Origin of the sequence: Natronosalvus vescus (assembly GCF_023973145.1) — an archaeon.
Classification (GTDB): domain Archaea; phylum Halobacteriota; class Halobacteria; order Halobacteriales; family Natrialbaceae; genus Natronosalvus; species Natronosalvus vescus.
This window is the reverse complement of sequence record NZ_CP099546.1, coordinates 593,669-616,466: the sequence shown is the minus strand read 5'-3', so window position 1 is coordinate 616,466 and position 22,798 is coordinate 593,669. Positions and strand designations below refer to the sequence as shown.

Sequence of the window (22,798 nt, the reverse complement as noted above, 5' to 3'; positions counted from 1 at the left end):
AGAATTCGTACGCGCACCCGGTTTCCCAGGACATCGCGCCGACCAGTCGAGGCAGTGAGAGCGTCTCGAACCGAACGCTCAACCCGCTGGCGACCCTCACTCAGGACATGACGAGCTACGACGCAGTCATCCTCGACGTCGACGGCACTATCGTCCGTGGCGAACGGCTCATTCCTGGTGCCGTCGAGGGATTGACAGCGATAGGGGACGCTGACTGTGATCGACTGCTGTTTTCGAACAATCCAACCCGCGGGGCGGCCCACTACGGCGAGCGGCTATCCGTGCACGACATCGCGGTCGACCCTCACTACGTCCTCACCTCCGCAACCGTCTCCGCCGAGTATCTCTCCCGCACTCATCCCGACGACGCGGTGTTTCTGGTCGGCGAGCGTCGGCTTCGAAATGTGCTCGAGGGTGCCTCGCTCACGGTTACCGACGACCCCGAAGCCGCCGACGTCGTCCTCGGGTCGATCGACCGCGACCTGTCCTACGACGACCTCCAGCGAGCGCTCGTCGCGCTCGAGGCCGCCGACGCCTTCTACGGCACCGATCCGGACGTGACGATCCCCACCGAGGGCGGGATGAGTCCCGGGTCGGGGGCGATAATCGCGTCGCTCGAGGCGATCGCCGGCCAGTCGGTCGATGCAATCCTCGGCAAACCGTCTTCGATCGCCGCCGACGCCGCCCTCGAGCGCCTCGGGAGCGAGCCCGAACGGACGCTGATCGTCGGCGATCGGCTGAACACGGACGTCGAACTCGGCCGGCGGGCGGGGATGGGTACCGCGCTCGTGACGACGGGTGTGATGGGGCGAGACGACCTCGCCGATGTTGAAGAAGAACCGACGTACGTGCTCGATTCGTTGGCCGAACTCGAGGGCGTCCTTGCTGGAGGGCGGTAGGATCAAGTTGTCGGGTGCTATCGACCCAATTCGTCCCTGACGGGTGCAACTGCCTCCCACACCGACAGTGAGATGCACCTCCCTATCACGCCGACGGAGATGGTCAGAGTACGGTCCCTCAGGGCTGAAAGCGATGTTACCGCCACGAAAGTCCCTTTCAATCCCGCCCGTGTCGACCGGCCGAACAACCCTTTCGGGTGGGGCTTTCGAGGTGGGTGCCCCGCGGTTCCGATTGCTCGTAGGAGTATCTGACAGGGCCTCCCACACCAACCCAGCATATTTTGTCCTGCTCGCGAACAGTAGCGCTATGACCACGACCACATCCGAGTTCGTCATTCCGCCGCCGCTCGAGCGTGGCGACCGAATCGCCGTCGTCGCCCCGGCATCGAACCCCGCCCCGGAGGTGCCCCACGTCTACGAACTGGGGCTCGAGCGCCTGCGAACCGTATTCGACCTCGAGCCAATCGAGTTCCCGACGGCCTCGATGGAGAACGAGGAACTCTTCGAACAGCCGGCGGCTCGAGCCCGCGACGTCGTGGACGCCTTCGAAGACCCGGAGATTCGGGGTGTGATCGCCGTCATCGGTGGCAACGACCAGATTCGGATGCTCAGACACCTCGAGCCTGAGGTGCTTCGGGCGAACCCGACTCGGTTTTTTGGCTACAGCGACAACACCAACCTCGCGCTGTACCTGTGGAATCTCGGCATCATCTCCTTTTACGGCCCGTCGGTGATGAGCGAACTTGCGATGGACGGCTCGCTGTTCGAGCACACCATCGAGTACACCGAACGAGCGTTCTTCGAGGAGTCGATCGGCCAGCTCGAGCCAGCCGAGCGCTTCACCGATCAGGCGGGGAACTGGGACGATCCGGCCGCTCTCGAGGAACCTCGGGAGACGGAACCGAGCCCCGACTGGCACTGGTCGGGCGGTTCAACGCGCATTTCAGGGCGCGTCTGGGGTGGCTGTCTCGAAATTCTCGATCAGCAGTTCCTGGCCGATCGCTACCTCCCTGAGCCGACAACCCTCGAGGGGACGGTACTCGCACTCGAGACCTCAGAAGAGATTCCCGACCCGGAGTGGGTCGCCGGCGTCCTCCGTGCACTGGGCGAGCGCGGTCTCCTCGAGCGATTTTCGGGCGTGCTGGTCGGCCGGCCGCCGGCACGCTCACACCGCGAGGATCGACCCAGCGAGTGGCGCAGGCAGTATCGTCGTCGCCAGCGGGAGGCGATCAGCGACGCGTTCGGGGTGTACAATCCCGAGGCCCCGGTCGTGCAGGGGATCGAGTTCGGCCACACCTGGCCGACGGTGCCGATCCCGATCGGTGGCCGATTGACGATCGACCCGGAGACGGAAACGGTTCGGTTCGCGTGACCTCGAGTGGGCACGATGATCCGCCGTCCTACACAGCGTCGTCCCATACCAGTGATCGGCGGTCAGGGATCGAGGGTCACCGGTCGTCGGAATCGTACGCGAGCGCCTCCTGTCGCAACTGCTCGCCGCGATCCGTGCTCACCGTCAGCTCCGGCACCGGCGTTGGCTTGCGGTCTTCGTCTATCGCAACGAACGTGAACACCGACTCGGTCGTCTTCTCCCGGTCACCCGTTCGTAGATCCTCGCGGTACGTGCGAAGGCGCACTTTCGCGCTCGTTCGGCCTGCGTCGTAGACGTACGCCGAGATGAACGCCACGTCGCCCACCTGAATCGGCCGCTCGAAATTCATCCGATCGACCCGTGCGGTCACGCAGGTTTCCCCGGAAAAGCGCATCGCTGACATCGCCCCAATCTCGTCCATCCAGAGCATGACGTTGCCACCGTGGGTCGTCTCGAGGTTGTTCGCGTGAGTCGGCTGTACCATCTCGCGGTTTTCGATCAGTGTCTCGAGCAGGTCGGTCATGGCATACTCTTTCGGAAGCGGTACAATCAGTCTTCGTAGTCGTTCTCCCCCGTTATTTGCCCACACGGCGCGCACACGAGTGACAGCGGTGGTCACACAAAAAAGTGACACGCTTCGATACTGGTAAAAGTCGTCGGCGAGTGTACCCGACAATGAGTGATGCAGGTGACGCGACCGTTTCCGACCGGGCGAATCCCCCGGAACGGGATCGCGGCTCCGTGTTCGTCCTCGGCACGGCTCACGTCTCCCAGGCCAGCGTCGAGGACGTTCACGACACCGTCGAGCAGGAAAACCCCGACGTGGTCGCCGTCGAACTCGACGAAGGTCGCTACCGCCAAATGCAGGGCGGGACGCCGGACGACATCGAAGCCAAAGATCTCCTCAGCGGGAACACCGTCTTTCAGTTTTTAGCCTACTGGATGCTCTCGTACGTCCAGTCGCGGCTGGGCGAACAGTTCGACGTCGAGCCCGGCGCGGACATGAAAGCAGCCATCGAGGCCGCCGAACAAAACGGCCACGGCGTCGCCCTCGTCGACCGCGACATCCAGGTCACTATCCAGCGATTCTGGGCGCGGTTGACGATGACGGAGAAGCTCAAGATGGTCGGGGGCCTCGCCATCGGGATTACCGACCCACGAACGCTTGCGCTCGCGTTCGGAGCGGTGTTCGGCCTGCTCGCCGGCGTCCTCTTCGGCGCCGTGATGAGTCCATGGTTTGCCCTGGAAAGCACCGTTGCGCTGGGCGTTACTGACCTGACTACCCTCCAGTACGTCGGTGCCGTTGGCATCGGTGTCGTCGGCGGTCTCTCCATCGGTCTGTTGTTTTTACCGTCGCTCGAGCACGCCGGCGAGTACACCGGAGGGGTTCTCAGCGGGTCGTCCCTCCGGGTACTCACCGGGGCGATTCTCGGCGTTCTCGCGATGAGTGCGCTGGTCGCCACCGAGACGTTCGTCGGCCCCTTTAGCGCCGGTACCCTCGAGAGTGCCGGTAACCTGACCCTCCGGGGAACGGTCGGCGGCCTCGCGGGTCTCGGCGTGGGTGTGGTCGTCGGCGCGACCGTTGGCCTGCTGCTCGATTCGATGAGCGCAGAGGTAGACGATGTCGAGGAGATCGACATCGAGGAGATGACCGACGGCGACGTGGTCGCCGCGATGATGGAGGAGTTCCGGCGGTTCAGCCCCCGCGGGGCAAACGCCCTGATCGACGAACGAGACGCATTTATCGCCCACAAACTTCACGCGCTTCGCTCCCAGGGGTACAACGTCGTCGCCGTCGTCGGCGCAGGCCACAAAGCCGGCATCGATCGCTTCCTCGCCAATCCCGAGACGCTGCCCCCGATGGACACGCTCACCGGGACGGACTCCGGTCGTCGATTTTCGATTGCCAAGCTCCTCGGCTACCTCGTGATGATCGGATTCGTCGGCTTCTTTTTCCTCCTGTTGATGGCCGGCGTGCGTGACGTGTTCTTGCTCCAGATCTTCCTGGCGTGGTTCCTGTTCAACGGCGTGTTCGCGTTTACCCTTGCCAGACTGGCCGGAGCCCGGTGGACGAGTGCCGGCGTCGGCGGTGCCGTCGCCTGGCTGACCAGCATCAACCCCCTGCTCGCACCGGGCTGGTTCGCCGGCTACATGGAACTCAGACACCGCCCGGTGAACGTCACTGACATCCAGACGTTGAACGAGATCGCCGGCGACACGAGCCAGCCCATCACCGACGCAATCGAGCAGATGTTCGACGTGCCGCTGTTCCGTCTGATCATGATCGTCGCCCTGACTAACGTCGGGAGCATGATTGCGACCTTCCTCTTCCCGGTGGTCGTCCTGCCGTGGCTCGCCGGCGGCGAACTCGGCGGCGTGGACGCGCTGATGGGCGAACTCATGGAAGGTGCCCGAAACAGTCTCGAGCTCATCCGCGAGGTGCTCACGTGAGCTACAGTCAGCAGTCGCCGTTCTCGTTCAGTGACAAGGAGCTGTTCGACCTCGCCGTCGCGTGGATCACGCTGAGCGTCGCGTTCGCGCTGTTGCTTGCGCCGATCCACCGCGGACTGGCTACACCGGAGGGGTTCGCGACGATGGTCGGGTTGAGCTTCGTTACCGTCGGCGTCGCCTTCCTGCTGCACGAACTTGCACACAAAGTGGTCGCGATTCACTTCGGGCAGGTCGCGGCGTTCCGGGCGGACTACCAGATGCTGTTTCTGGCAGTGATGAGCGCCCTGGTCGGCTTTCTGTTCGCCGCTCCGGGTGCCGTCTACCACCGCGGGCGCATCACCGACCGCGAAAACGGCCTGATCTCCGTCGCCGGCCCGGTCACGAACGTCGCCCTCGCCGGCCTCTTCCTCCCGATTATGTTCCTGGGGTCGCCACTCGAGAGCGGTCTCCTCGAGCGGATCGGTTACATGGGCGTCCTGATCAACCTGTTTCTGGCCGCCTTCAACATGATCCCGTTCGGCCCACTCGACGGGAAGTCGGTGCTCACCTGGAGCAAACCGGTGTTCGCGGTCACGTTCGCGACCTGCGGTGGGTTGCTCGCGCTGTTCGTGTTGACGTTCGGGCTGCAGTTCTGAGCGAGATTGACCCTCGCCGGAAGCTGAAACCACTCTTTCAGTCTGGGTCGCCTTTTTCACACCTGTTTTCGTACGGACAGGTATGAACCGACGAGCGCTCCTGGCAGCCCTCGGTGCAGCGGCGGGTGCGGGTTGCCTGGACGACGGAGCGGGTCGCTCGAGCGGCGAGAGCGGAGGTGACGGTGGCAACGGAAACGAATCAGACACCGGGAACGCGACCGACGACGAGTCGTCCGGATTCGTCGATCAGTCGGGTGTTCCAGTTCGCGAGTCGTTCGACGGCGAAGTGACACGGCCCGAGTGTGAGCGCGAATCGAAACGCATCGAGGTCGAGTACGCGGACGACACGCACGAGTACGAAACGGCGGAAACGATCCCGTACCCCGATCCGCCGGCGACAGGCGACGAGGCCGACCTGATCGCGTACCTCGAGGCGTTCGACGAAGCATACGTCACCCACGACGTGCTGTGTGAGCGCGCTGGGTCGAGTCACATCCTCAGGATCGGTCACAGCATCCAGAACCGAGAGCAGTTCGACTGGTACGAGGACGTGCTGATCGTCTTCTTCCTGCGCGCTGCCGGCGCGACGGCCGGTGCGGACGACGGCGGCGTCTGGGAAGCCGACCTCGGCTTCAGTGGGGTGATCTACGCCATCGACGAGAGCGGGGTCGCCAGGGCTGCGTACGACGACGCGGGGACGCTCGAGCCGGATGCCTACGAGGCGAACGCGCCGGATCCGCTCGAGGACGGCGAACTGGTCGAGACCTTCGAAGACGGGTGAGTGTGAGCGGCCGACGACAAGGTGTGACCGACTAACGACGAGAAGCAACAGACTGGCGACGAGAGGCGGAAGCCGGAGGCCGAACACCCGCCACCGCTCACCACCCGCCGATACCTGTTGAACCGGACGGGCTGGAACCATGCGGTTTGATACCGAACGCGCCCCTCCGTCCACTCGAGTTATGTCCGGAACCGACCACACCATCGGCTACGAGGACAGCAAGATCTACGAGTTCACACCCGATCTCGAGGCCGCGCTCACCGTCGAGTCCGGCGATTCGGTAACCGTCGAGACCGCGGACAGCCTCGAGGGTGCCGTAATGGACGACGACGAGGTTCTCGAGTCCGTTCCCGAGGAAGTCAACGCGGCAACGGGGCCGATCGCCGTGGCCGGAGCGACTCCGGGTGACCTCCTCGCCGTCCACATCGACGACATCCGGATCACCGAACCCGCCGGCCGCGTGGTGACGATCGACGGGTTTGGGCTTCTCGACGGCCACGAGAATGTCGAGTCGCCGCGCTCGAAGATGACGCCGGTCGACGACGGAACCCTGTCGTTCGACGACCTCGAGGTACCGGTCGATCCGGTGATCGGCACGATCGGTGTGGCTACTCGCGACGACGAGGAGGGGTACAGCACGCTGATACCCCACGATCACGGTGGCAACCTCGATACGACCGACATCACGACGGGGAACACCGTCTACTTCCCCGTCTTTCAGGATGGCGCCATGCTCGCGATGGGCGACTGCAAGGCGGTGATGGCCGACGGCGAGATGTGTGGCACCGGTTCCGAGATCGCCACCGAGATCGACGTCACCCTCGAGGTCGTTAGCGATCCCGCCGTCGCCCTCGAGCGTCCCCTCGTCGAGACCGACGACGCTTGGAAGCCCCTCGCGAGCGCCGAGACGCTCGAGGAGGCGTGCGAACTCGCCAATCAGGACGCCATCGCGTTGCTCGCCGCTGAACACGGCTTCGACGACACCGAGGCGTACATGTTCTCGAGCCTGGTCGGCGGCCTCGAGATCAGTCAAGTCGTCGACCCGCTGGTGACGGTCAGGAACGCGGTGCCGAAGGCGTATCTCTCGGAGCCGTTCTGAGGGGTGGAATTGGAACCCAAAAATCGGAAACGGAAACGAAATCGAAATCGAAGACCGGTGTTCTTTTCTCTCAGCCCCGTGCTCTCTCGAGCATGAGCAACGAGGGCGAGGCACCACCGACGGGAGGCGACGAACACGAAGCCGGCGAGGCGATCGACGGCGACGACGCGGACGGTCAGGAACTCACCTACGCCGACACCGGCGTCGACATCGACGCCAGCGAGGACGCGACGGCGGCGCTACTCGAGGCGTTCGGCAGCGGCCTGAAAACGGAGTACGCCGGCCTGCTCGACATCGGCGACCGCTACCTCGCGCTAGCGACCGACGGCGTCGGCACCAAGCTACTCGTTGCCGAGGCTATCGAGGACTTCTCGACCATCGGCATCGACTGCATCGCGATGAACGTCAACGACCTCGTCGCCGCGGGCGTCGAACCGGTCGCATTCGTCGACTACCTGGCGATCGACGAACCCGACGACGACCTGACCGCCGAAATCGGCGAAGGGTTAGCCGTCGGCCTCGAGGAAGCGAACCTCACCCTGCTGGGCGGCGAAACCGCGGTCATGCCCGAGGTCATCACCGGCTTCGACCTCGCGGGCACCTGTGCCGGTCTCGCGCTCAAAGGCGAGATCCTCAAGGAGGAAGCCGCCGTCGGTGACGTGCTGGTCGGCTTTCCCTCCAACGGCGTTCACTCGAACGGCCTCACCCTCGCCCGGGAAGCCGTAACCCGGAACCACGACTACGACGACACCTTCCCGCTGAACCCGGAGGTCACGATCGGCCAGGAACTGCTTCGCCCGACCCGACTGTACACCGACCTGCTCGAGCCGATGCGCCGACACGACGTGCGGGCGGCGGCCCACATCACCGGCGGTGGGTGGACGAACCTCCTCCGGATGGGTGAGCGAACGTACGTGATCGACAACCCTCACCCGATCCAGCCGATTTTCGAGTTCATCGCCGAGGAAGGGAACGTCAGCGACGAGGAGATGCACCGGACGTTCAACATGGGTACGGGATTCATCGTCGCTCTCGAGGAAGCCGACGCCGAGACCCTCCTCGAGGAGACCGACGGAGCGATCATCGGTCATGTCGAGGAGGGTTCCTCGGTCGAGATTCGCGGCCTCTCGCTGTCCTGATCGGCTCGAGTCCTGCAACGATCCGTCGGATGCATTCGAGATCCAGAGACCGAAGGAGAGTCCAGCGTGATCCGTGCTGCCGGTGGAGCACGAGCAGACCGCACCCGTTCGACGCCAATCGGCAACGTCCTGACCAGTCATCAATCGTGTCGTTAGGGTAACTGTTTATACGGTCGTATGCCAAAAACGTGGCATGATGGAACTGGACACACGGATCGAAAACGGGCACCGTACCATCGAAGGGTGGGATCGAGTTTTCAGTGCCATCACGGCCGAGCCGCGCCGCCAGCTCGTCGTCTCGCTGCTCGACGCCCCGGCCGATCAATCCGTTCCGCTCCCGGAAAGTGCGATCAATCCCAACGTCCCAGGCGATCCCGACGAGATTCGACAGGAACTGTATCACCGCCACCTGCCGATGTTGGCCGACAAAGGGTTCATCGAATGGGAGAACGACCCCTTCGTTGCGTCTCGCGGGCCGAAATTCGAGGAGGTCGCTATCGTGTTCGAAGCCTTATACAGCGTCGCCGACGATATTCCGGAGTCGCTGATACTCGGCTGTCAACGACTCGAGAAGGAGCAGCAGCCAGGATTTAAAGAGAACGTCTGAGAGGGTGACAATATATCGTCGAGGTCTCGCCACGGCGGTCGTTGGTCGGCGGGACGTGTCCACAACCTTCCCTACGAGAGCGAGCCATCATCCAGAGCGGGTACGTCCGATCAGCGCCCCGGCGGTGGTCGCTTCCTGTCGTCGTCATCCATCTCCACGTCGATTCCCATCTCCTTACGCTGTTCTTCGAGCCGTTTGACCTGCCGGTAGTAGTAGGCGACGCCGAGACCGCCGAGCGTGGTGACCAGGACGAGTACCCCGATAAAGATTGGAATATCCCGACTCGGGTAAAACCGAATCGAAAGCGAGCTACCGGTGTGCTCCCAGGTGAGGTGCTCCCGGTCGTCTCTCACCTCGCGGTCGTACCCGCCTGGACTCACCTGTCCGAAGAGGTAGTTCGTCGTTCGATACCCCTCCGGAAGGATCACCTCGTAAGAGTCGTCGACGAAGGCAGGCAGGTAGAACGTTCGCTGGCCCGCGTCGCCGGTAAACGCCAGCGTCCCGTTGCTGTCGGGGACGCGTACCTCGGTGCTCGAGCGGCCCTGGTCGACGTGGATCTCCGAGCCGGTGAGTTCCGTACCGTTCGGATACCAGTAACGGACGGCACGAATGTCGAGAGCGTTCTCTCGGTAGAAGGTCGACCGGTACAGCGAGAGTTCCTCGGTATCGTTCAGGTCGTAGACGGCTCTGAACTCGCCACTGCTGATAATGCCACCGCTGCCAACCTCGATGGTGACGTTCGCCTCCCGATCCCGGAGGTCGTCGTAGTCCTGCTCTTCGTCGAGCGTCTCATCGGAGATGCCCCCGAAGATCATCGAACAGCCGGCGGTCACCATCAACAGTGCGACGACGGCGGTTGCGAGGAGGAGGCGGCGGTTAACGTTCACGTCCATTGGTGCGGGTCAGGGTCAGGGGACGACACAGCGCAACTCAGCGGGCAGATACGAGCCAATACTCGCGAGCAGTCCCGGCGGATCAGTGTCGTCGGTGCAGATCACGCTCTGCTCGAGCAAACCGAGACGTTCGACCGTGACGTAATCCTGGGCGTGGCCGGCGCGGTTTAGCGTCGCTCGCACCTCGGCGCGTGTCGCGCTGTTGACGTTCAGTCGGCCGTCGCCACGAGACCACTCGAAGAGGTGGTCGCGTTCGGCGTCGCTGAGGCGAGAGGGGGCATCCTCGCCGTCATCGGTGTCGCCATCAGCGCCGCCGTAGACGAACTCTATCGGCAGGTGCTGGACTAACCCGAACCGCTCACGGATCTGTGCGGGGGAACCGGGCCCAAGCCCTAGCTGGTCGGTCGGGATCCGAACTGCCGTGCCCGCATCGAGAACGAACCCGTCCTCGTCCCAGCGCTCGAGCGTCCCGACGTAGGTCTCCCCGGCCTCGAGGTCGGGGACGATCTCGCCCCACTCCTCCCGGAGGACGTTGCGGGCGACGACGGCGTCCTCGCCCTCGATGGTCACGGAGGGGAAGTCGTCGTGGCGGATCCCCAGGTCGAACTCGACCTCGAGGTCGCCGATGTCGTTGTCGACGAGCGATCGCAGGGAGTCGAGCGCGCGCTGGCGTGCGTCTCCCTCGACGTAGATTTTGGTTGCCAGAACGACCATTAGCCTTCCACGTCGATGTTCAGTTCGTCCTCGAGTGCATCGAGACGGTCGTCCATCGCGTGGACGAGCCGGCTGTTGTCCATCGACTCCACTGGCGACCCACACTCGGGGCACTCGAAGCCGAAGTCCATCGCCTCGCCGAACTCGAAGCGGATCGAACAGATCTCACAGAGGTAGAACTCGTGGTTCTGTTCGTACTGCCGGCGATCCTCGAGGGCGTCGTGGAGCCGGTACAGTTCCTCCTCGAGGTTCTCGGGGATGTTGTCGTACTCGAACGTCCAGAGGTAGGTGAGCCAGCCCGAGTCCTCGTCGCGGAGGCGACGATAGGTGGCGAGATCGTTCTCGTACAGGATGAACAGCGCTCGCCGCACGTCGTTGAGCTCGAGATCCAGCTTCTCCGCGAGTTCCTCGTCGGTAACCTCCCCGTCCGGCGGTGCCGCCGCGACGGGCATCCCCTTTGGACCGACGAGCTCGTGAAGGTACTTCTGGATGACCGGATCCTCGAGCAGGTCCTCAAAAGCCATTAGCCTGTTATAATCGCATACGGCCATTAAGTCTTGTTACTCGGTGGTGGGCACTACCTCACGTGGAGCCGGCATCGAGGCGGACGGCTCGAAGGGGCGACGAAAGTGCCGTGGGCGACTCGAACAGTCCGCCGACCGATCACTCCTCGTCCGCCGACACCACCCGCTTCCCGGTCTCCATCGGAACCACGCGCCGGTCGGCATCCGTCCACTCGCGCTCGAGTTCCCGACCCTCGAGCAGTCGATCCAAAAAGACGGCCAGCCCCGCGACCTCGGAGTGGGGCTGGTTGGTGACGCCGACGTTCCAGTCGGCTTCCTCGTAGACGTCGAACGGAACCTTCTCCGCGCCGACGACGATCAGGAGCGGTTCGTCATCCTCGAGATGGACGGCCCGAATTTCGGCTTCCACGTCCTGGACACGCTCGCCGTACATCGTGAGGTGGACGACCACGCCGTCCCAGTCCCGGACGACGCCGCGAGAGGAGTCCGTGAGGTCGACGTCAAACGGACCGCCGAATCGGTCGGTAATGTCCGCGACGGTCTCGAGCGACTGGCCGGCGTTCTCGGGGAAGAGCACGCGGTCGGCACCGAGCGCTCGAGCCGTCAGGCCGACGTGCGTCGTCATCCGTTCGTCCCGACCGGGGCGATGACCGAGACGGAGGACGACGACCTCGGGGGTGTCGTTCATAGCTCGACCCAGTGGTGGCGGAGGTTAGGTGGTTTCGTTTTGGCCCCGCCGATGCGAGGCGCGACGCTGTGACGAACTAAAGAGCCGACCCAAAAAATCGACCGCTGCCGTCCCTATCGACGTACTCAGGCGAGGAGCACTCGGTTACGACTCTTCTGCTCCAACGTCGAACCGGACGGTAAACCGGACGTCAGCGAGGGGTGACGGGTCGACGACGGTTCCGTCGGCGTCGTACACGATGAGTCCCGCCGCATCGAAGCAAGGGAGATGGTTGTGATGGAGGTCGATTTGTACGTTCCGTATCGCCGCGTCCGTAGCGTCGATCCCGTCCTCCCGAGCGGCGATTCCAGCAGCGAGTTCCTTGAGTTCGATCGGGGTGGTCGTCCCCGAGAGGACGTCGAGTATCAGTCGCCGTCGATCCGACGTGAGGAGTGCGTGCCGGTCACTGGCGCTCAGTTCTGACTCGCTCGACGGTTTTTCGGCCACGTTATCTGGAGTATGGGACATGGTAAGGGAGGCAGTCGTTCAGCGTTGATACATATATGGGATAACCCTCAAGATGCATAAGGGGACACTAGAAGTGATTAGGTGCGTTCGATTGGTGTGTCCGTGCGGTTTCGAACACGCGAATACAGACGAGGTAAACGGGCTTCACAACACGGATTCTCCGGCCGCATCACGCGTATCTACCGCGTCAGTTCCGTCGACGGAATGTTAATACGCTTGAAGCCTGCATACAGGCCAATGGGATCGGAACCGCTGACTGCCCACCTCCAGGAAACGCTCACGACGTTCGAGGTTGGTGGCGAACCGCTCACGACCTCGGACGTCGCAGCATCGCACGACCTCGGGCATCGAGGTACCTACGCTCGACTGGAGCAGCTGGTCGAACACGGTTGGCTCGAAACCAAAAAAGTCGGTGCAAACGCCCGCGTCTGGTGGCGACCGTCGGCGACGCCCCGTGTCGAACAGGGTCGCGAGTCGACGGTTCGACCAGAATCGACCGGTACTGACGTCACGGATCGGGAACCGCGAGTGGGGTCGCCTCGAGACGCGCACGTCCAGTTCGAGGCACTGGTCGATGCGGTCGAGGAGTACGCAATCTTCCTGCTCGACGCGGAGGGGTACGTCCAGACCTGGAATGCTGGTGCCGAACGGATCAAAGGCTACGGGAAAGACGACATCGTCGGAAAACACGTCGCCACGTTCTACACAGAGGCGAACCGCGACGACGGCGTTCCCGAGGCGAACCTGAACACGGCCGCCGAACGCGGCTCGATACAGGAGGAAGGGTGGCGTGTTCGAGCCGACGGCTCGCTATTCTGGGCGAACGTCACCATCACGGCAATCCGCGACGCGGACGGGTCGCTGCAGGGGTACACCAAGGTAACGCGGGACATGACCGATCGCCGCCAACACGAGGACACCGTTCACCGCGAGCGCGAACTCTCGGAACGACTGCTGGAGACTGCCCCGATCAGGCTTGCAGTCTTCGAGGACGACGGGTCGCTCGAGCGGATGAACTCCCGGGCGAGACGCGCACTGGGAATCGAGGAGCCGGAACTCCCGACGGTCACGTTCGAGGATTTGAACGTCTACGACGCCGACGGGAAGGCGGTTCCGCCGGCGGAGCACCCGGTTCCGACCGTGATCGAAACCGGGGAGCCGATCACCGAGCGACTGGTTCAACACACGGATCCGACCGGCAATCGTCACTGGGTGTCGCTCACTGCAGCGCCACTGTTCGACGACGACGGCGCGGTCGAACGAGTCATCGTTGCCGGGAAAGACGTGACTGACCTGAAACGGATGGAGCTTCGACTCGAGCGCCAGCGCAACGAGCTCCAGGCCGAACTCGACGAGGTGTTCGAGCGGATCTCCGACGGGTTCTACGCGCTCGACGATCGGCTGCAGTTTCGCTACCTGAACGACCACGCGGCGAGCGTCCTGGGGGTTGACGAGTCCGCCGTCGGCGAAGACATTCGCGACGAGGTCGTTCTCACCGATCCGTTCGAACGCGCGCTGTACGAGGCGCGGGACACCCAGCAACCGGCCGTCTTCGAGGACTACTACGATCCGATCGACAGGTGGTTCTCGAACGCCATTTACCCGTCCGAGAGCGGACTCTCGGTGTACTTCCGCGAAATCACCGATCAGAAACAACGCGAGCGCACGTTAGAGCAATACGAGCGAATCTTCGAGACGGTCGACGAGGGAATCTACGTCCTCGACAGCGACCGCCGATTCACGATGGTCAACGATGCGTTTGCGTCGTTGACGGGATACGATCGGGAGGAACTCCTCGGTGCCCACGCGGAAACAACGTTTGACGATCACTTCGTCGAAATCGCGAACGAAAAACAGACCGAACTCGAATTGGGGGATACGGACATCGCCGTCCTCGAAGAAGAACTCTACCGGGCCGACGGAGCCTCCTTCGTCGTGGAGAGTCGTATCGGCCTGTTGCCGGTCGAGGTCGACGAAACCGGTCACGTCGGCGTCGTCCGAGACATCAGTGATCGCGTCGAGCGCGAGCGCGAACTCGAGAAGTCGAGACGCCGCTATCAAACGTTCATCGATCACTTCCCGAACGGCGTCGTCGCACTGGTAGACTCCAGCCTTCGATACGTCGCGTTCGGTGGGACGCTAGAGGGTGATTCGGATATGACGGCAGCGGAACTCGAGGGAACCTCACTACGTGAATCGCTCCCCGAAGAGGTCGCGAATGTCGTCATACCACACTACGAAGCGACCCTCGACGGCGAGCGGTCACAGTTCGAGAGCGAGATTGGAGACGACACGTACCAGTTCAACTTCACTCCCGTTCGCGACGACGACGGCGATGTCTTTGCCGCGTTGGGAATGTCACAGAACGTTACCGAACGAACGCAGTACAAAGACGAACTCGAGCGCCAGCGCGAACAACTCGCGGCGCTCAACAGCATCAACGAGGTCAGCAGGGAGATCACGGACGCCGTCATCGAGCAATCGACTCGGGGGGAGATCGAACAGGCCGCCTGTGACGCACTGGCGGCGGCCGACGCCTACGAGTTCGCGTGGCTGGCCGCCGTCGACGCGGCCACCGACACCATCACACCGCGTGCCACCGCCGAGACGCGCGGCTACGTCGACGAGATTACGATCTCGATGGATCCGGACGATCCGACGAGCGAGGGCCCCGGAGCGACGGCCATCCGCGAACAGGAGACACAGGCCATCCAGGACGTCTTCTCGGATCCATCGTTCGAACCGTGGCGGGAGGCCGCGGCTGAGTACGGATTCACTGCTATGGCGTCGGTTCCAATCGTTCACGAGGGAACCGTGTATGGCATGCTCGGCGTGTACGCCGACCGACTGAACGCGTTCGACGCCGACGAGACGGCGATCATCGGTCGCCTCGGGACGATCATCGGCCACGCGATAGCCGCCGCCGAGCAACGACGGGCACTGTTGAGCGACGACCTCGTCGAACTCGAGTTCCAGATCCAGGACGCGTTTGCTGACCTCGACAGGCCGGTCGGGATGGAGGGAACCATCACGCTCGAGAATACGGTTCCCCTCGGCGACGGCGAATTCCTCGTTTACGGCAACGCAACGCCGGATGCGACCGACACCCTGAGTACCCTCGTCGAGCGCCACCCACACTGGAAGGGCGTAACCACCTTTTCGGCGGACGATTCGACCAGGTTCGAACTTCGGATGGTCGATCCGCCCGTGATTTCGACCGTTGGATCCCTCGGCGGCTACGTCGAACGGGCCGTCATCGAAGACGGCGACATCCAGACGATAATCCACCTCGCGCCAACGGCCGAGGTTCGGGGCGTCACCGACGCCATCACGGAACAATACCCACAGGCGGAGATGCTCCGCCGGAAACAGGTCACGCGACCGCGCGACGATCCAACGCGAATGCAGCATCACCTCGTCAGAGCCCTCACCGATCGACAGCGCGCCTGCCTGGAAGCCGCGTACTACGCTGGGTTCTTCGAGTGGCCTCGAACGTCGACTGGCGAAGCGGTCGCCGAATCGATGGGAGTGGCACCGCCGACGTTCCACCAGCACCTCCGAAAAGCCGAGCGAAAAGCGTTCGAGTTGCTGTTCGAGAACACGGCTAGCGATGACAGGTGAGGCGGACGGCGTGCACCCGTTCGAGCGAGCGTGGGAGGACGAATCCGCCTCGAGTGCACGCGAAGACGGCCACGAACGGGGTGGCTCACACGTACCGCGACCAGAGCTCCTCCATCGGCACCCACTCCCCATCGACGTCGACGCGACCCGCGAGGACGGCGTTGCCGACGACGCCCACGAGGACACAGAGCGCGCCGAGGTAGACCCACGTAAGCAACAGGAGTACAGCCCCGGCGATACCGAACAAGGCGACGCTGTCGGCGGTGACCACGTAGAACCGAAAGCCGACCGCGAGAATCGTCCAGGTAACTGCCGCGAACACCGTTCCCGGCAGCACCTCTCGCGCGGAGACGTCGGCCTCGGGAAACAGGTAGTACGTGGGGAAGAAGGCGACGACGAGGAGTCCGAACAGCACCAACGGACTGACCAGGGCAAACCACGTCCCGTCGACGACGATCGAGAGCGCTACCCCTACGATGCCGACCAGCGTGACTGCAACCACGACCGTGGCGGTGATGAGCGAGGTGTTGACGATCCCCTCGAGGAACGACTGGTGCTTGCGCGAGCCGTACACGCCCGTAAAGGCGCTGTTTGTCGCCTGAAACATGCGAACGGTGCTCCAGAGGAAGACGACGAGCGCGATTGCGGCGGCGCGCAAGCGGTCACCCGCGCCGTCGCCAGTCACGCCCTCGAGAGTCTCCAGCGCCCCCGTCGCCTCGAGTCCGATATCGGCTTCCAGCGACTCGAGAGCGACCTCGAGTGAGTCGACGAGCGTCACCGCGACGAGCAGGAGGATCACGAACGGGACGAGCGTGTTGAACACGTGATACGCGAGCCCCGCGGATGTGACCGAAAGCTGTCGCTCGCGGGAGACGGCGACGACGTCCCGGCCGAACGAAAGCGCACTCGAGCGATCCATACGCGTCCCGTCAACGGCCGGGTTAAAAAGCCGCGGCGATCGATGCACACGACGAGAACGATGCAGCGCGTGTACCACTATGTTCGACCCGAGGATTTACCGCCTGGCCACCGAACGAGGAATGAATCCATGCCAACGGTCAACGAGTCGGAACTCGAGTGGCGGACGTACGAACACGGCGAGGCGACGTTTCGGCGCAAGGAACTCTCGGGGGCGCTCGAGGCGACGGGGCTGGGCTGTAGCCTGTACGAACTACCGCCCGGGAAACGCTCGTGGCCCTATCACTACCACACGGCGAACGCGGAGGCGCTGTACGTGCTCTCCGGAAGCGGCCTCCTCCGGACGCCCGACGGGAACGAAGCGCTCGAGTCCGGGGACTACGCGGCCTTCCCGGCGGACGAACGCGGCGGCCATCGGGTCGTCAACGACGGCGAGGAGACGCTTCGATACCTCATGCTGTCGACGATGACCGAACCGGACGTGACGGTGTACCCCGACGATGACAAGTTCGGGGTCTACGTCGGCGCACCGCCGGGCAGTCGGGACGAACGGTCGCTCGAGGGGTACTATCGGATCGAGGACGATACCGAGTACTGGGAGTAAGCGGGTATCGAGTACGGGAACGAAGGAGCGGAGCGTCGACACCCTTTTTCGAACAGCCACGGAACCCTCCCAGCATGCGTTGCACAGGTACGCGAGCGCACGGACGTGAACAGTCCGAACGCTTCGAGCAGAGTGACCAATCCGGGCGGCTCGAGCAGGTTCGACGGCCTGAACAGCCCGAACGGCGGGCGGTAACCACACGATGACCGACCTCCGAACCAGACTCGCAGCCGCCCGCGACCAGCGCTGGGGGATTCTCACCGACCTCCTCTTCGCCGTCGTCTGGGTGACCCTCGCCGATCTCCTCTTTCGCATCCTCGAGGGGCCCGACCTCGCGTACTACCTGTTCATGCTCGCGGGCATCGTCGCCTACTTCGGCTTCGTGTGGAGTCTCGAGGCGGCGACCGAGGACTGAGACGGTCTGTCGTCGTCACTTCCCGCTGATTGCCCGCCCGGGCAGACGACGATTTCGGGGGACGAATATCGATGAACTATAACTTGTGTAGTTATTGGCTATACTTTTCGTATTTTTGGATCGAAATCGAAAACGGACGATCACGACGGCACCGTCAGGTCTCGAGACCCTGGCACTGCCGCTGGAGCCTATTCGTCGTGGACGTCGACCACCAGCACCGGCCGGTGGGTCGTCCGGAGGGTTCGCTCGGCGACGCTGCCGAGCAGGGCGCGTTTGATGCCCCCACGGCCGGCCGACCCCATCACGATCAGGTCGACGTCGTGATCGGCGGCGTAACTGGCAATCTGGCGGTGGGGCTGGCCGGCGACGACCGCTTCCGTGACTGCAACGTCCCGTTCGCGCCCCATCTCGGCAACCGTCCCCGTGGCGCGCTCCGCTCGCTCGCGAACCTCGGGCATCTCCCCGAACTTGCCCCGCCGGATCCGCTCGACCTGTTCGGTGCCCAGCGAAATGTCCATCGCCGTGGTGTCGACGACGTACAGCGCGTGGACGTCTGCCTCGTATCTCGAGGCGATATCGAGGCCGTGTTCGATGGCGTGTTCGGCTACGTCGCTACCGTCGGTCGGGATGAGGATGGTGTCGTACATCGTTAGTCGTCTGCGGGTGTGCCGCCGCTGGCGGCGTCTTCGGCTGATTCCATGCGGTGCATCGGCTCGGGGCTGTGACACTGGCGGACGAGGCGCTTGACCTGCCGTGGCGGGTTCTCCGTGACGATGGAGACGACGATAATGGCGGCGAAGACCACTGGCACGCCCACCAGCGCCGAGGACGTTCCGGGGAGCCAGGTAGCGAGTGCAGGGATCACGGCCTCCTCGTACCCGGTGTACATCGGGATGGCCGTGTCGTTCAGGATCGCCCCGAAGGAGATGGTGATTCCCGTTACCATCCCGGCGAGGGCTCCCTCTCGAGTCGTGTTCTCCCACCAGAGTCCGAGGAAGAACACGGGGAAGAAGACGGTGCCCGCGATGGCGAAGGACATCGCGACCAGTTCGCCGATGAGCGCCGGTGGATTGAGCCCGATGAGCGTGACGAGCACACCGATGCCCAGGATCGTGGCGCGGCCGACGATCATCTGTTCGCGCTGGGTCGCGTCCTCCTTGTAGAGGTTCGTGTAGATGTCGTGAGCGGCGGCCGAGGACGCCGAAATGAACAACCCGGCGGTCGTCGCCAGTGCTGCGGCGACGGCACCGGCCGCGACAAGACCGACGAGCCAGGTCGGGAGGTCGGCGAGCTGGGTCGTGAGCACGACCAGCGCGTCGGCTTCAGCGCCGGACATCCCGCCCTCGCCAGCGAAGCCGCCGCCGTCTGTCACCTCACGGTCGTACAGGAGGCCGCCCCACGCCGCGTAGGTGGCTGTTCCCCAGTAGAGCAGGCAGATGAAGAACAGCCCCCAGACGGTCGACCAGCGGGCCGTCCGCTCGTTGTCCACCGTGTAGAACCGAACGAGGACGTGGGGGAGACCGCAGGTACCGACGATCAAACTGAACGCCAGCGCGATCCAGGCGTAGTAGCCCGCGTTCGCGAACGGTTCGACGAACTGTTCCTCGATACTCGCGGCCTCGGCCACCTCGGAGCCGAACTCGAGGTACGGAAGGACGGTCGACCAGCCCTGACTCCACCCCGTCGCGTACAGGCCGACGGTGAACGCGACGATGAGGATGACGTACTGGATGGCCATGTTTTTCGTCGTCCCGAGCATCCCCGAGAGGGCGACGTAGCCGATGGTAACGCCCATCAGCAGGATGACCCCGGCTTCGTAGGAGATGCCGAAAATGTACTGGGCCATCAGCCCCATGCCGCTCGCCTGACCGATCGCGTACGTGAACGCGATGGCGAGGGTGGTGAACGCGGCGATGCCGCGTGCCCAGTCGGAGTAGAACCGGTCGCCGACGAAGTCGGGTGCGGTGTACTTCCCGAAGCGGCGGAACTGGGCCGCCATGAAGATGAGCAAAATGAAGTAGCCAGTCGTCCAGCCGACGACGTACGCCAGTCCGAAGTAGCCGGCGGTGGCGACCAGAGCCGCGACACCGAGATACGACGCCGCCGACATCCAGTTGGCGCCGATGGCCATTCCGTTCTCGATGCTCCCGATCGAACGGCCAGCGACCCACAGCTCGTCGACGGCGGCGACCCGGAAGAAGTAGCCGACGCCGAGGAACAGCGCCAGCATCGCCGCCACGGTCAGTGCCGGGATCAGCTTGAACTCGCCGACGTCGAGGGCGGTCTCGAGCGCAACGACCTCGAGCGCACTGTCGAGTGCCGACGGTTCGAGAACCGATACAGGCACCTCGAGCGTCCACGACTCCAGCAGGGTTGCCATCAGTGGTCACCTCCGTCGGCGGCGACGGCGTCCGCATCGGGAGAATCGACGTCATGGGAGATGTCGTATTTCGCGTCGAGTCGGTCGCGCTGTATTGCGTAGGCAACCGAGAGCAACAGCGCTCCGAGCGGGGTGAAAATCGCCGTCAGCACGAAGTGCAGCGGGAACCCGCCGAGGACGGTCGTGTCGGCGAACAGGTCGGGTGCCAGCAGTGCGCCGGTGACGGGACCGAAGACGACGAGAATCCAGGCGATGAAGGCGCCCCAGATCACTTTCAGGTGATCGCGCATAAACGGGGTCGCCGGGCGGAAGATGTTGATTTCCTTGTCGAGATACTCGTCCGTTCTGACACCGCCGTCGGGTTCGACGGCCGGCGGGTCGTCGGCAGCAGTCGAATCATGAGTGTCGTTCTCTGTCATAGGGTGTGTCACGTGGGTTGGGGGTCGTCAATCGACTCGTGAAAACCGCGTGATCGCTCAGTTACCGTCGACCTGTGCGGCAATCTCGTCGACGATATCGGGGTTCCGAAGGGTCGACGTGTTGCCGAGTTCGTTGCCGCTCGCGATGTCCTCGAGCAAGCGACGCATGATCTTGCCCGAGCGCGTCTTCGGCAGTTCGGGTGTGAACAGCACCTCCTCGGGGCGGGCGATCGGGCCGATACTGTCCTCGACGCCCTCGACGATGGCATTCTCGAGGTCTGTGCCACCCTCGTAGCCGTCCTCGGGGATGACGTAGGCGTAGACGGCCTGGCCTTTCACCTCGTGGTCACCGCCGACGACGGCGGCCTCGGCGACGCCCTCGACACCGACGATGGCGGACTCGATCTCCATCGTTCCCAGTCGGTGGCCCGAGACGTTGATCACGTCGTCGACCCGCCCGAGCACGGTGATGGAGCCGGCCTCGTCGATCTTCGCGCCGTCCTCGGGGAAGTAGACCCACTCGTCGGCGTCCTCGTCGGAGTACTCCTGCCAGTACTCGTTCAGGAAGCGGTCGTCGTTGTTGTAGAGCGTCCGGAGCATGCCTGGCCAGGGCTTCTGTACCGTGAGGTAGCCAGCGTTCCCCGCACCGACTTCCTCGCCAGCGGCGTCGACGATTTTCGCGTCGATACCCGGAAGGGGCGGGCCGGCCGATCCGGGTTTCATCTCGCCGATCCCTGGCAGGGTGGTGATCATCATCCCGCCGGTCTCTGTCTGCCACCAGGTGTCGACGACCGGGCAGGACTCGTTGCCGATGTGTTCGTAGTACCACGTCCACGCTCTGGGGTTGATCGGTTCGCCCACGGTTCCGAGCAGGCGGAGACTCGAGAGGTCGTGGGCGTCAGGGTAGTCGGTGCCCCACTTCATGAACGCGCGAATCGCCGTCGGCGCGGTGTAGAAGATGTCGACCGTGTTCTTCTCGATAAGTTCCCACAGTCGGTCTTTGTCGGGATAGTCGGGAGTTCCCTCGTACATCATCGTCGTCGTGCCCAGCGTGAGCGGCCCGTAGACGATGTAGGAGTGGCCGGTGATCCAGCCGATGTCGGCCGCACACCAGTAGGTGTCCTCGGGTTTCACGTCCAGGACGGCGTGAGACGTCCACGCCGCATACGAGAGGTAGCCACCCGTGGTGTGTTTGACCCCTTTGGGCTGGCCCGTCGTTCCCGAGGTGTACATCAGGAACAGCATGTCCTCGGCGTCTCGCTCGACCGGCTCGACGGTGGCTCCCGCGTTATCGCTGACGAGTGCATCGTAGTCGTGCTGGTGATCGGTCAGCGAGTGGGAACGTGTCTCGCCCAGGCGGTCGACGACCACGGTGTCGACGGCGTGGTCGACGCCCTCGAGGCCCTCGTTGGCTTTCGTGAGGTGATCGAGGGCGTCACCCCGGCGGTAGTAACCGTCGCAGGTGACAAGGTACTCGCTCTCGGCCGCGTTCATCCGGGTCGCGAGCGCGTCCGCGGAGAAGCCGGCGAAGACGACCGAGTGGGGCGCCCCGATGCGCGCACACGCGAGCATCGCGATCGGCAACTCGGGAATCATCGGCATGTACAGCGTGACGACGTCGTCTTCCTCGACGCCGAGATCCAGAAGGGCGGCGGCGAACGCCTCCACCTCGTTCAGCAGGTCGCCGTAGGTGTAAGTGCGCGTCTCGCCGAGTTCGCCCTCCCACTTGATCGCCGCACGATTTTTCGCGCCGTCTTCGACGTGGCGGTCGAGACAATTATAGGAGGCGTTGAGCGTCCCACCGGTGAACCAGCGGTAAAACGGCGCATCGTCGTCCTCGAGCACCGTGTCGTACTCGTCGAACCAGCTGACGAGATCGGCCGCCTGCTCCCAGCAGTCGGGCCAGTTCTCCTCGAAATCGTCGTAAATGCCGGGATCGTTCACGTTCGCCTGCTCAACGAACGATGCCGGCGGTTCGTACGTTTCGCCCGCAGCTAGCCGCGCCTCGAGTTCGGGTTCTTCCTGTGCCATGGTACACTCCAACACTGTGAGATAACGGGGATAAATACAGGATCTAACTGTACTAAATCGAGTCCTCGAGTGAAATCAGTTCAACCATTGTTCCACACTCG

At 63.7% G+C, this 22,798-nt stretch carries 22 protein-coding genes; 11 read left to right on the top strand and 11 right to left on the bottom strand.

Annotated features, from left to right (window positions below; translation table 11 throughout):
- The first annotated feature begins 107 nt into the window (after nucleotides 1–107).
- Entirely contained in the window at nucleotides 108–899 is a 792-nt protein-coding gene (locus NGM68_RS02830) for an HAD-IIA family hydrolase (RefSeq protein ID WP_252700136.1), read from the top strand.
- Between the two features lie 307 nt (nucleotides 900–1,206).
- Nucleotides 1,207–2,271, top strand: coding sequence for a S66 family peptidase (locus NGM68_RS02825; protein WP_252700135.1), 1,065 nt, complete (start codon nucleotides 1,207–1,209; stop codon nucleotides 2,269–2,271).
- A 76-nt stretch (nucleotides 2,272–2,347) separates the two neighbouring features.
- Here the strand turns inward: NGM68_RS02825 and NGM68_RS02820 are convergent, their stop codons facing one another.
- The gene (locus NGM68_RS02820; protein ID WP_252700134.1) at nucleotides 2,348–2,794 is read right to left on the bottom strand and encodes an acyl-CoA thioesterase; all 447 of its coding nucleotides are present in this window, start codon (nucleotides 2,792–2,794) and stop codon (nucleotides 2,348–2,350) included.
- Nucleotides 2,795–2,946: 152 nt separating this feature from the next.
- Between NGM68_RS02820 and NGM68_RS02815 the strand changes: the two genes are divergently transcribed.
- The 6 genes from NGM68_RS02815 to NGM68_RS02790 all read left to right on the top strand — a co-directional run bounded on the left by NGM68_RS02815 (nucleotide 2,947) and on the right by NGM68_RS02790 (nucleotide 8,983).
- Nucleotides 2,947–4,722, top strand: a complete 1,776-nt coding sequence (locus tag NGM68_RS02815; RefSeq protein WP_252700133.1) for a TraB/GumN family protein — start codon at nucleotides 2,947–2,949, stop codon at nucleotides 4,720–4,722.
- Nucleotides 4,719–5,357 carry a metalloprotease gene (locus tag NGM68_RS02810; protein WP_252700132.1) on the top strand — a complete coding sequence of 213 codons (639 nt, stop codon included), beginning with the start codon at nucleotides 4,719–4,721 and terminating at the stop codon, nucleotides 5,355–5,357. Before NGM68_RS02815 ends, NGM68_RS02810 begins: the two co-directional genes overlap by 4 nt.
- Nucleotides 5,358–5,439: 82 nt before the next feature.
- Nucleotides 5,440–6,138 (top strand): hypothetical protein, encoded by a 699-nt coding sequence (locus NGM68_RS02805; RefSeq protein WP_252700131.1) that lies wholly within the window; start codon nucleotides 5,440–5,442, stop codon nucleotides 6,136–6,138.
- Nucleotides 6,139–6,319: 181 nt separating this feature from the next.
- A complete protein-coding gene (locus tag NGM68_RS02800) occupies nucleotides 6,320–7,237 on the top strand; it encodes an acetamidase/formamidase family protein (RefSeq protein ID WP_425493610.1) in 918 nt (305 codons plus the stop codon).
- 92 nt (nucleotides 7,238–7,329) lie between these two features.
- Nucleotides 7,330–8,376 (top strand): phosphoribosylformylglycinamidine cyclo-ligase, encoded by a 1,047-nt coding sequence (gene purM / locus NGM68_RS02795; protein ID WP_252700129.1) that lies wholly within the window; start codon nucleotides 7,330–7,332, stop codon nucleotides 8,374–8,376.
- A gap of 196 nt (nucleotides 8,377–8,572) precedes the next feature.
- On the top strand, nucleotides 8,573–8,983 hold the full coding sequence (locus tag NGM68_RS02790) for a hypothetical protein (protein ID WP_425493596.1): 411 nt from the start codon (nucleotides 8,573–8,575) through the stop codon (nucleotides 8,981–8,983).
- A gap of 110 nt (nucleotides 8,984–9,093) precedes the next feature.
- Here the strand turns inward: NGM68_RS02790 and NGM68_RS02785 are convergent, their stop codons facing one another.
- From NGM68_RS02785 to NGM68_RS02765, 5 genes are all read right to left on the bottom strand, one after another.
- Nucleotides 9,094–9,876: a DUF5803 family protein gene (locus tag NGM68_RS02785; protein WP_252700127.1), complete on the bottom strand. Its 783-nt coding sequence runs from the start codon at nucleotides 9,874–9,876 to the stop codon at nucleotides 9,094–9,096.
- Between the two features lie 15 nt (nucleotides 9,877–9,891).
- Nucleotides 9,892–10,590 (bottom strand): DUF2110 family protein, encoded by a 699-nt coding sequence (locus tag NGM68_RS02780; RefSeq protein WP_252700126.1) that lies wholly within the window; start codon nucleotides 10,588–10,590, stop codon nucleotides 9,892–9,894.
- A complete protein-coding gene (locus tag NGM68_RS02775) occupies nucleotides 10,590–11,114 on the bottom strand; it encodes a transcription factor (RefSeq protein ID WP_252700125.1) in 525 nt (174 codons plus the stop codon). The genes NGM68_RS02780 and NGM68_RS02775 overlap by 1 nt, the downstream gene beginning before the upstream one ends.
- Nucleotides 11,115–11,253: 139 nt before the next feature.
- Nucleotides 11,254–11,802, bottom strand: a complete 549-nt coding sequence (locus tag NGM68_RS02770) for a tRNA (cytidine(56)-2'-O)-methyltransferase (protein WP_252700124.1) — start codon at nucleotides 11,800–11,802, stop codon at nucleotides 11,254–11,256.
- Between the two features lie 144 nt (nucleotides 11,803–11,946).
- Nucleotides 11,947–12,309, bottom strand: coding sequence for a DUF7344 domain-containing protein (locus NGM68_RS02765; protein WP_252700123.1), 363 nt, complete (start codon nucleotides 12,307–12,309; stop codon nucleotides 11,947–11,949).
- A 237-nt stretch (nucleotides 12,310–12,546) separates the two neighbouring features.
- Here NGM68_RS02765 and NGM68_RS02760 point away from each other — a divergent pair, with 237 nt between their 5' ends.
- Nucleotides 12,547–15,930 carry a PAS domain S-box protein gene (locus NGM68_RS02760; protein WP_252700122.1) on the top strand — a complete coding sequence of 1,128 codons (3,384 nt, stop codon included), beginning with the start codon at nucleotides 12,547–12,549 and terminating at the stop codon, nucleotides 15,928–15,930.
- Between the two features lie 85 nt (nucleotides 15,931–16,015).
- On the opposite strand, the gene NGM68_RS02755 is transcribed toward NGM68_RS02760, so the two are convergent.
- Nucleotides 16,016–16,849 carry a YihY/virulence factor BrkB family protein gene (locus tag NGM68_RS02755; RefSeq protein WP_252700121.1) on the bottom strand — a complete coding sequence of 278 codons (834 nt, stop codon included), beginning with the start codon at nucleotides 16,847–16,849 and terminating at the stop codon, nucleotides 16,016–16,018.
- A gap of 129 nt (nucleotides 16,850–16,978) precedes the next feature.
- On the opposite strand from NGM68_RS02755, the gene NGM68_RS02750 reads away from it, so the two are divergent.
- Nucleotides 16,979–17,452 carry a cupin domain-containing protein gene (locus tag NGM68_RS02750; RefSeq protein ID WP_252700120.1) on the top strand — a complete coding sequence of 158 codons (474 nt, stop codon included), beginning with the start codon at nucleotides 16,979–16,981 and terminating at the stop codon, nucleotides 17,450–17,452.
- Nucleotides 17,453–17,654: 202 nt separating this feature from the next.
- On the top strand, nucleotides 17,655–17,867 hold the full coding sequence (locus NGM68_RS02745; RefSeq protein WP_252700119.1) for a DUF8119 family protein: 213 nt from the start codon (nucleotides 17,655–17,657) through the stop codon (nucleotides 17,865–17,867).
- 188 nt (nucleotides 17,868–18,055) lie between these two features.
- On the opposite strand, the gene NGM68_RS02740 is transcribed toward NGM68_RS02745, so the two are convergent.
- From NGM68_RS02740 to acs, 4 genes are read right to left on the bottom strand one after another with little or no spacing between them, the layout of a single operon-like run.
- Entirely contained in the window at nucleotides 18,056–18,514 is a 459-nt protein-coding gene (locus NGM68_RS02740) for a universal stress protein (RefSeq protein WP_252700118.1), read from the bottom strand.
- Nucleotides 18,515–18,516: 2 nt separating this feature from the next.
- Complete coding sequence (locus NGM68_RS02735) at nucleotides 18,517–20,247, bottom strand: solute symporter family protein (RefSeq protein WP_252700117.1); 1,731 nt, start codon at nucleotides 20,245–20,247, stop codon at nucleotides 18,517–18,519.
- Entirely contained in the window at nucleotides 20,247–20,666 is a 420-nt protein-coding gene (locus NGM68_RS02730; protein ID WP_252700116.1) for a DUF4212 domain-containing protein, read from the bottom strand. Before NGM68_RS02730 ends, NGM68_RS02735 begins: the two co-directional genes overlap by 1 nt.
- Before the next feature lie 57 nt (nucleotides 20,667–20,723).
- Nucleotides 20,724–22,697: an acetate--CoA ligase gene (gene acs, locus NGM68_RS02725; RefSeq protein ID WP_252700115.1), complete on the bottom strand. Its 1,974-nt coding sequence runs from the start codon at nucleotides 22,695–22,697 to the stop codon at nucleotides 20,724–20,726.
- Between the last annotated feature and the right edge of the window lie 101 nt (nucleotides 22,698–22,798).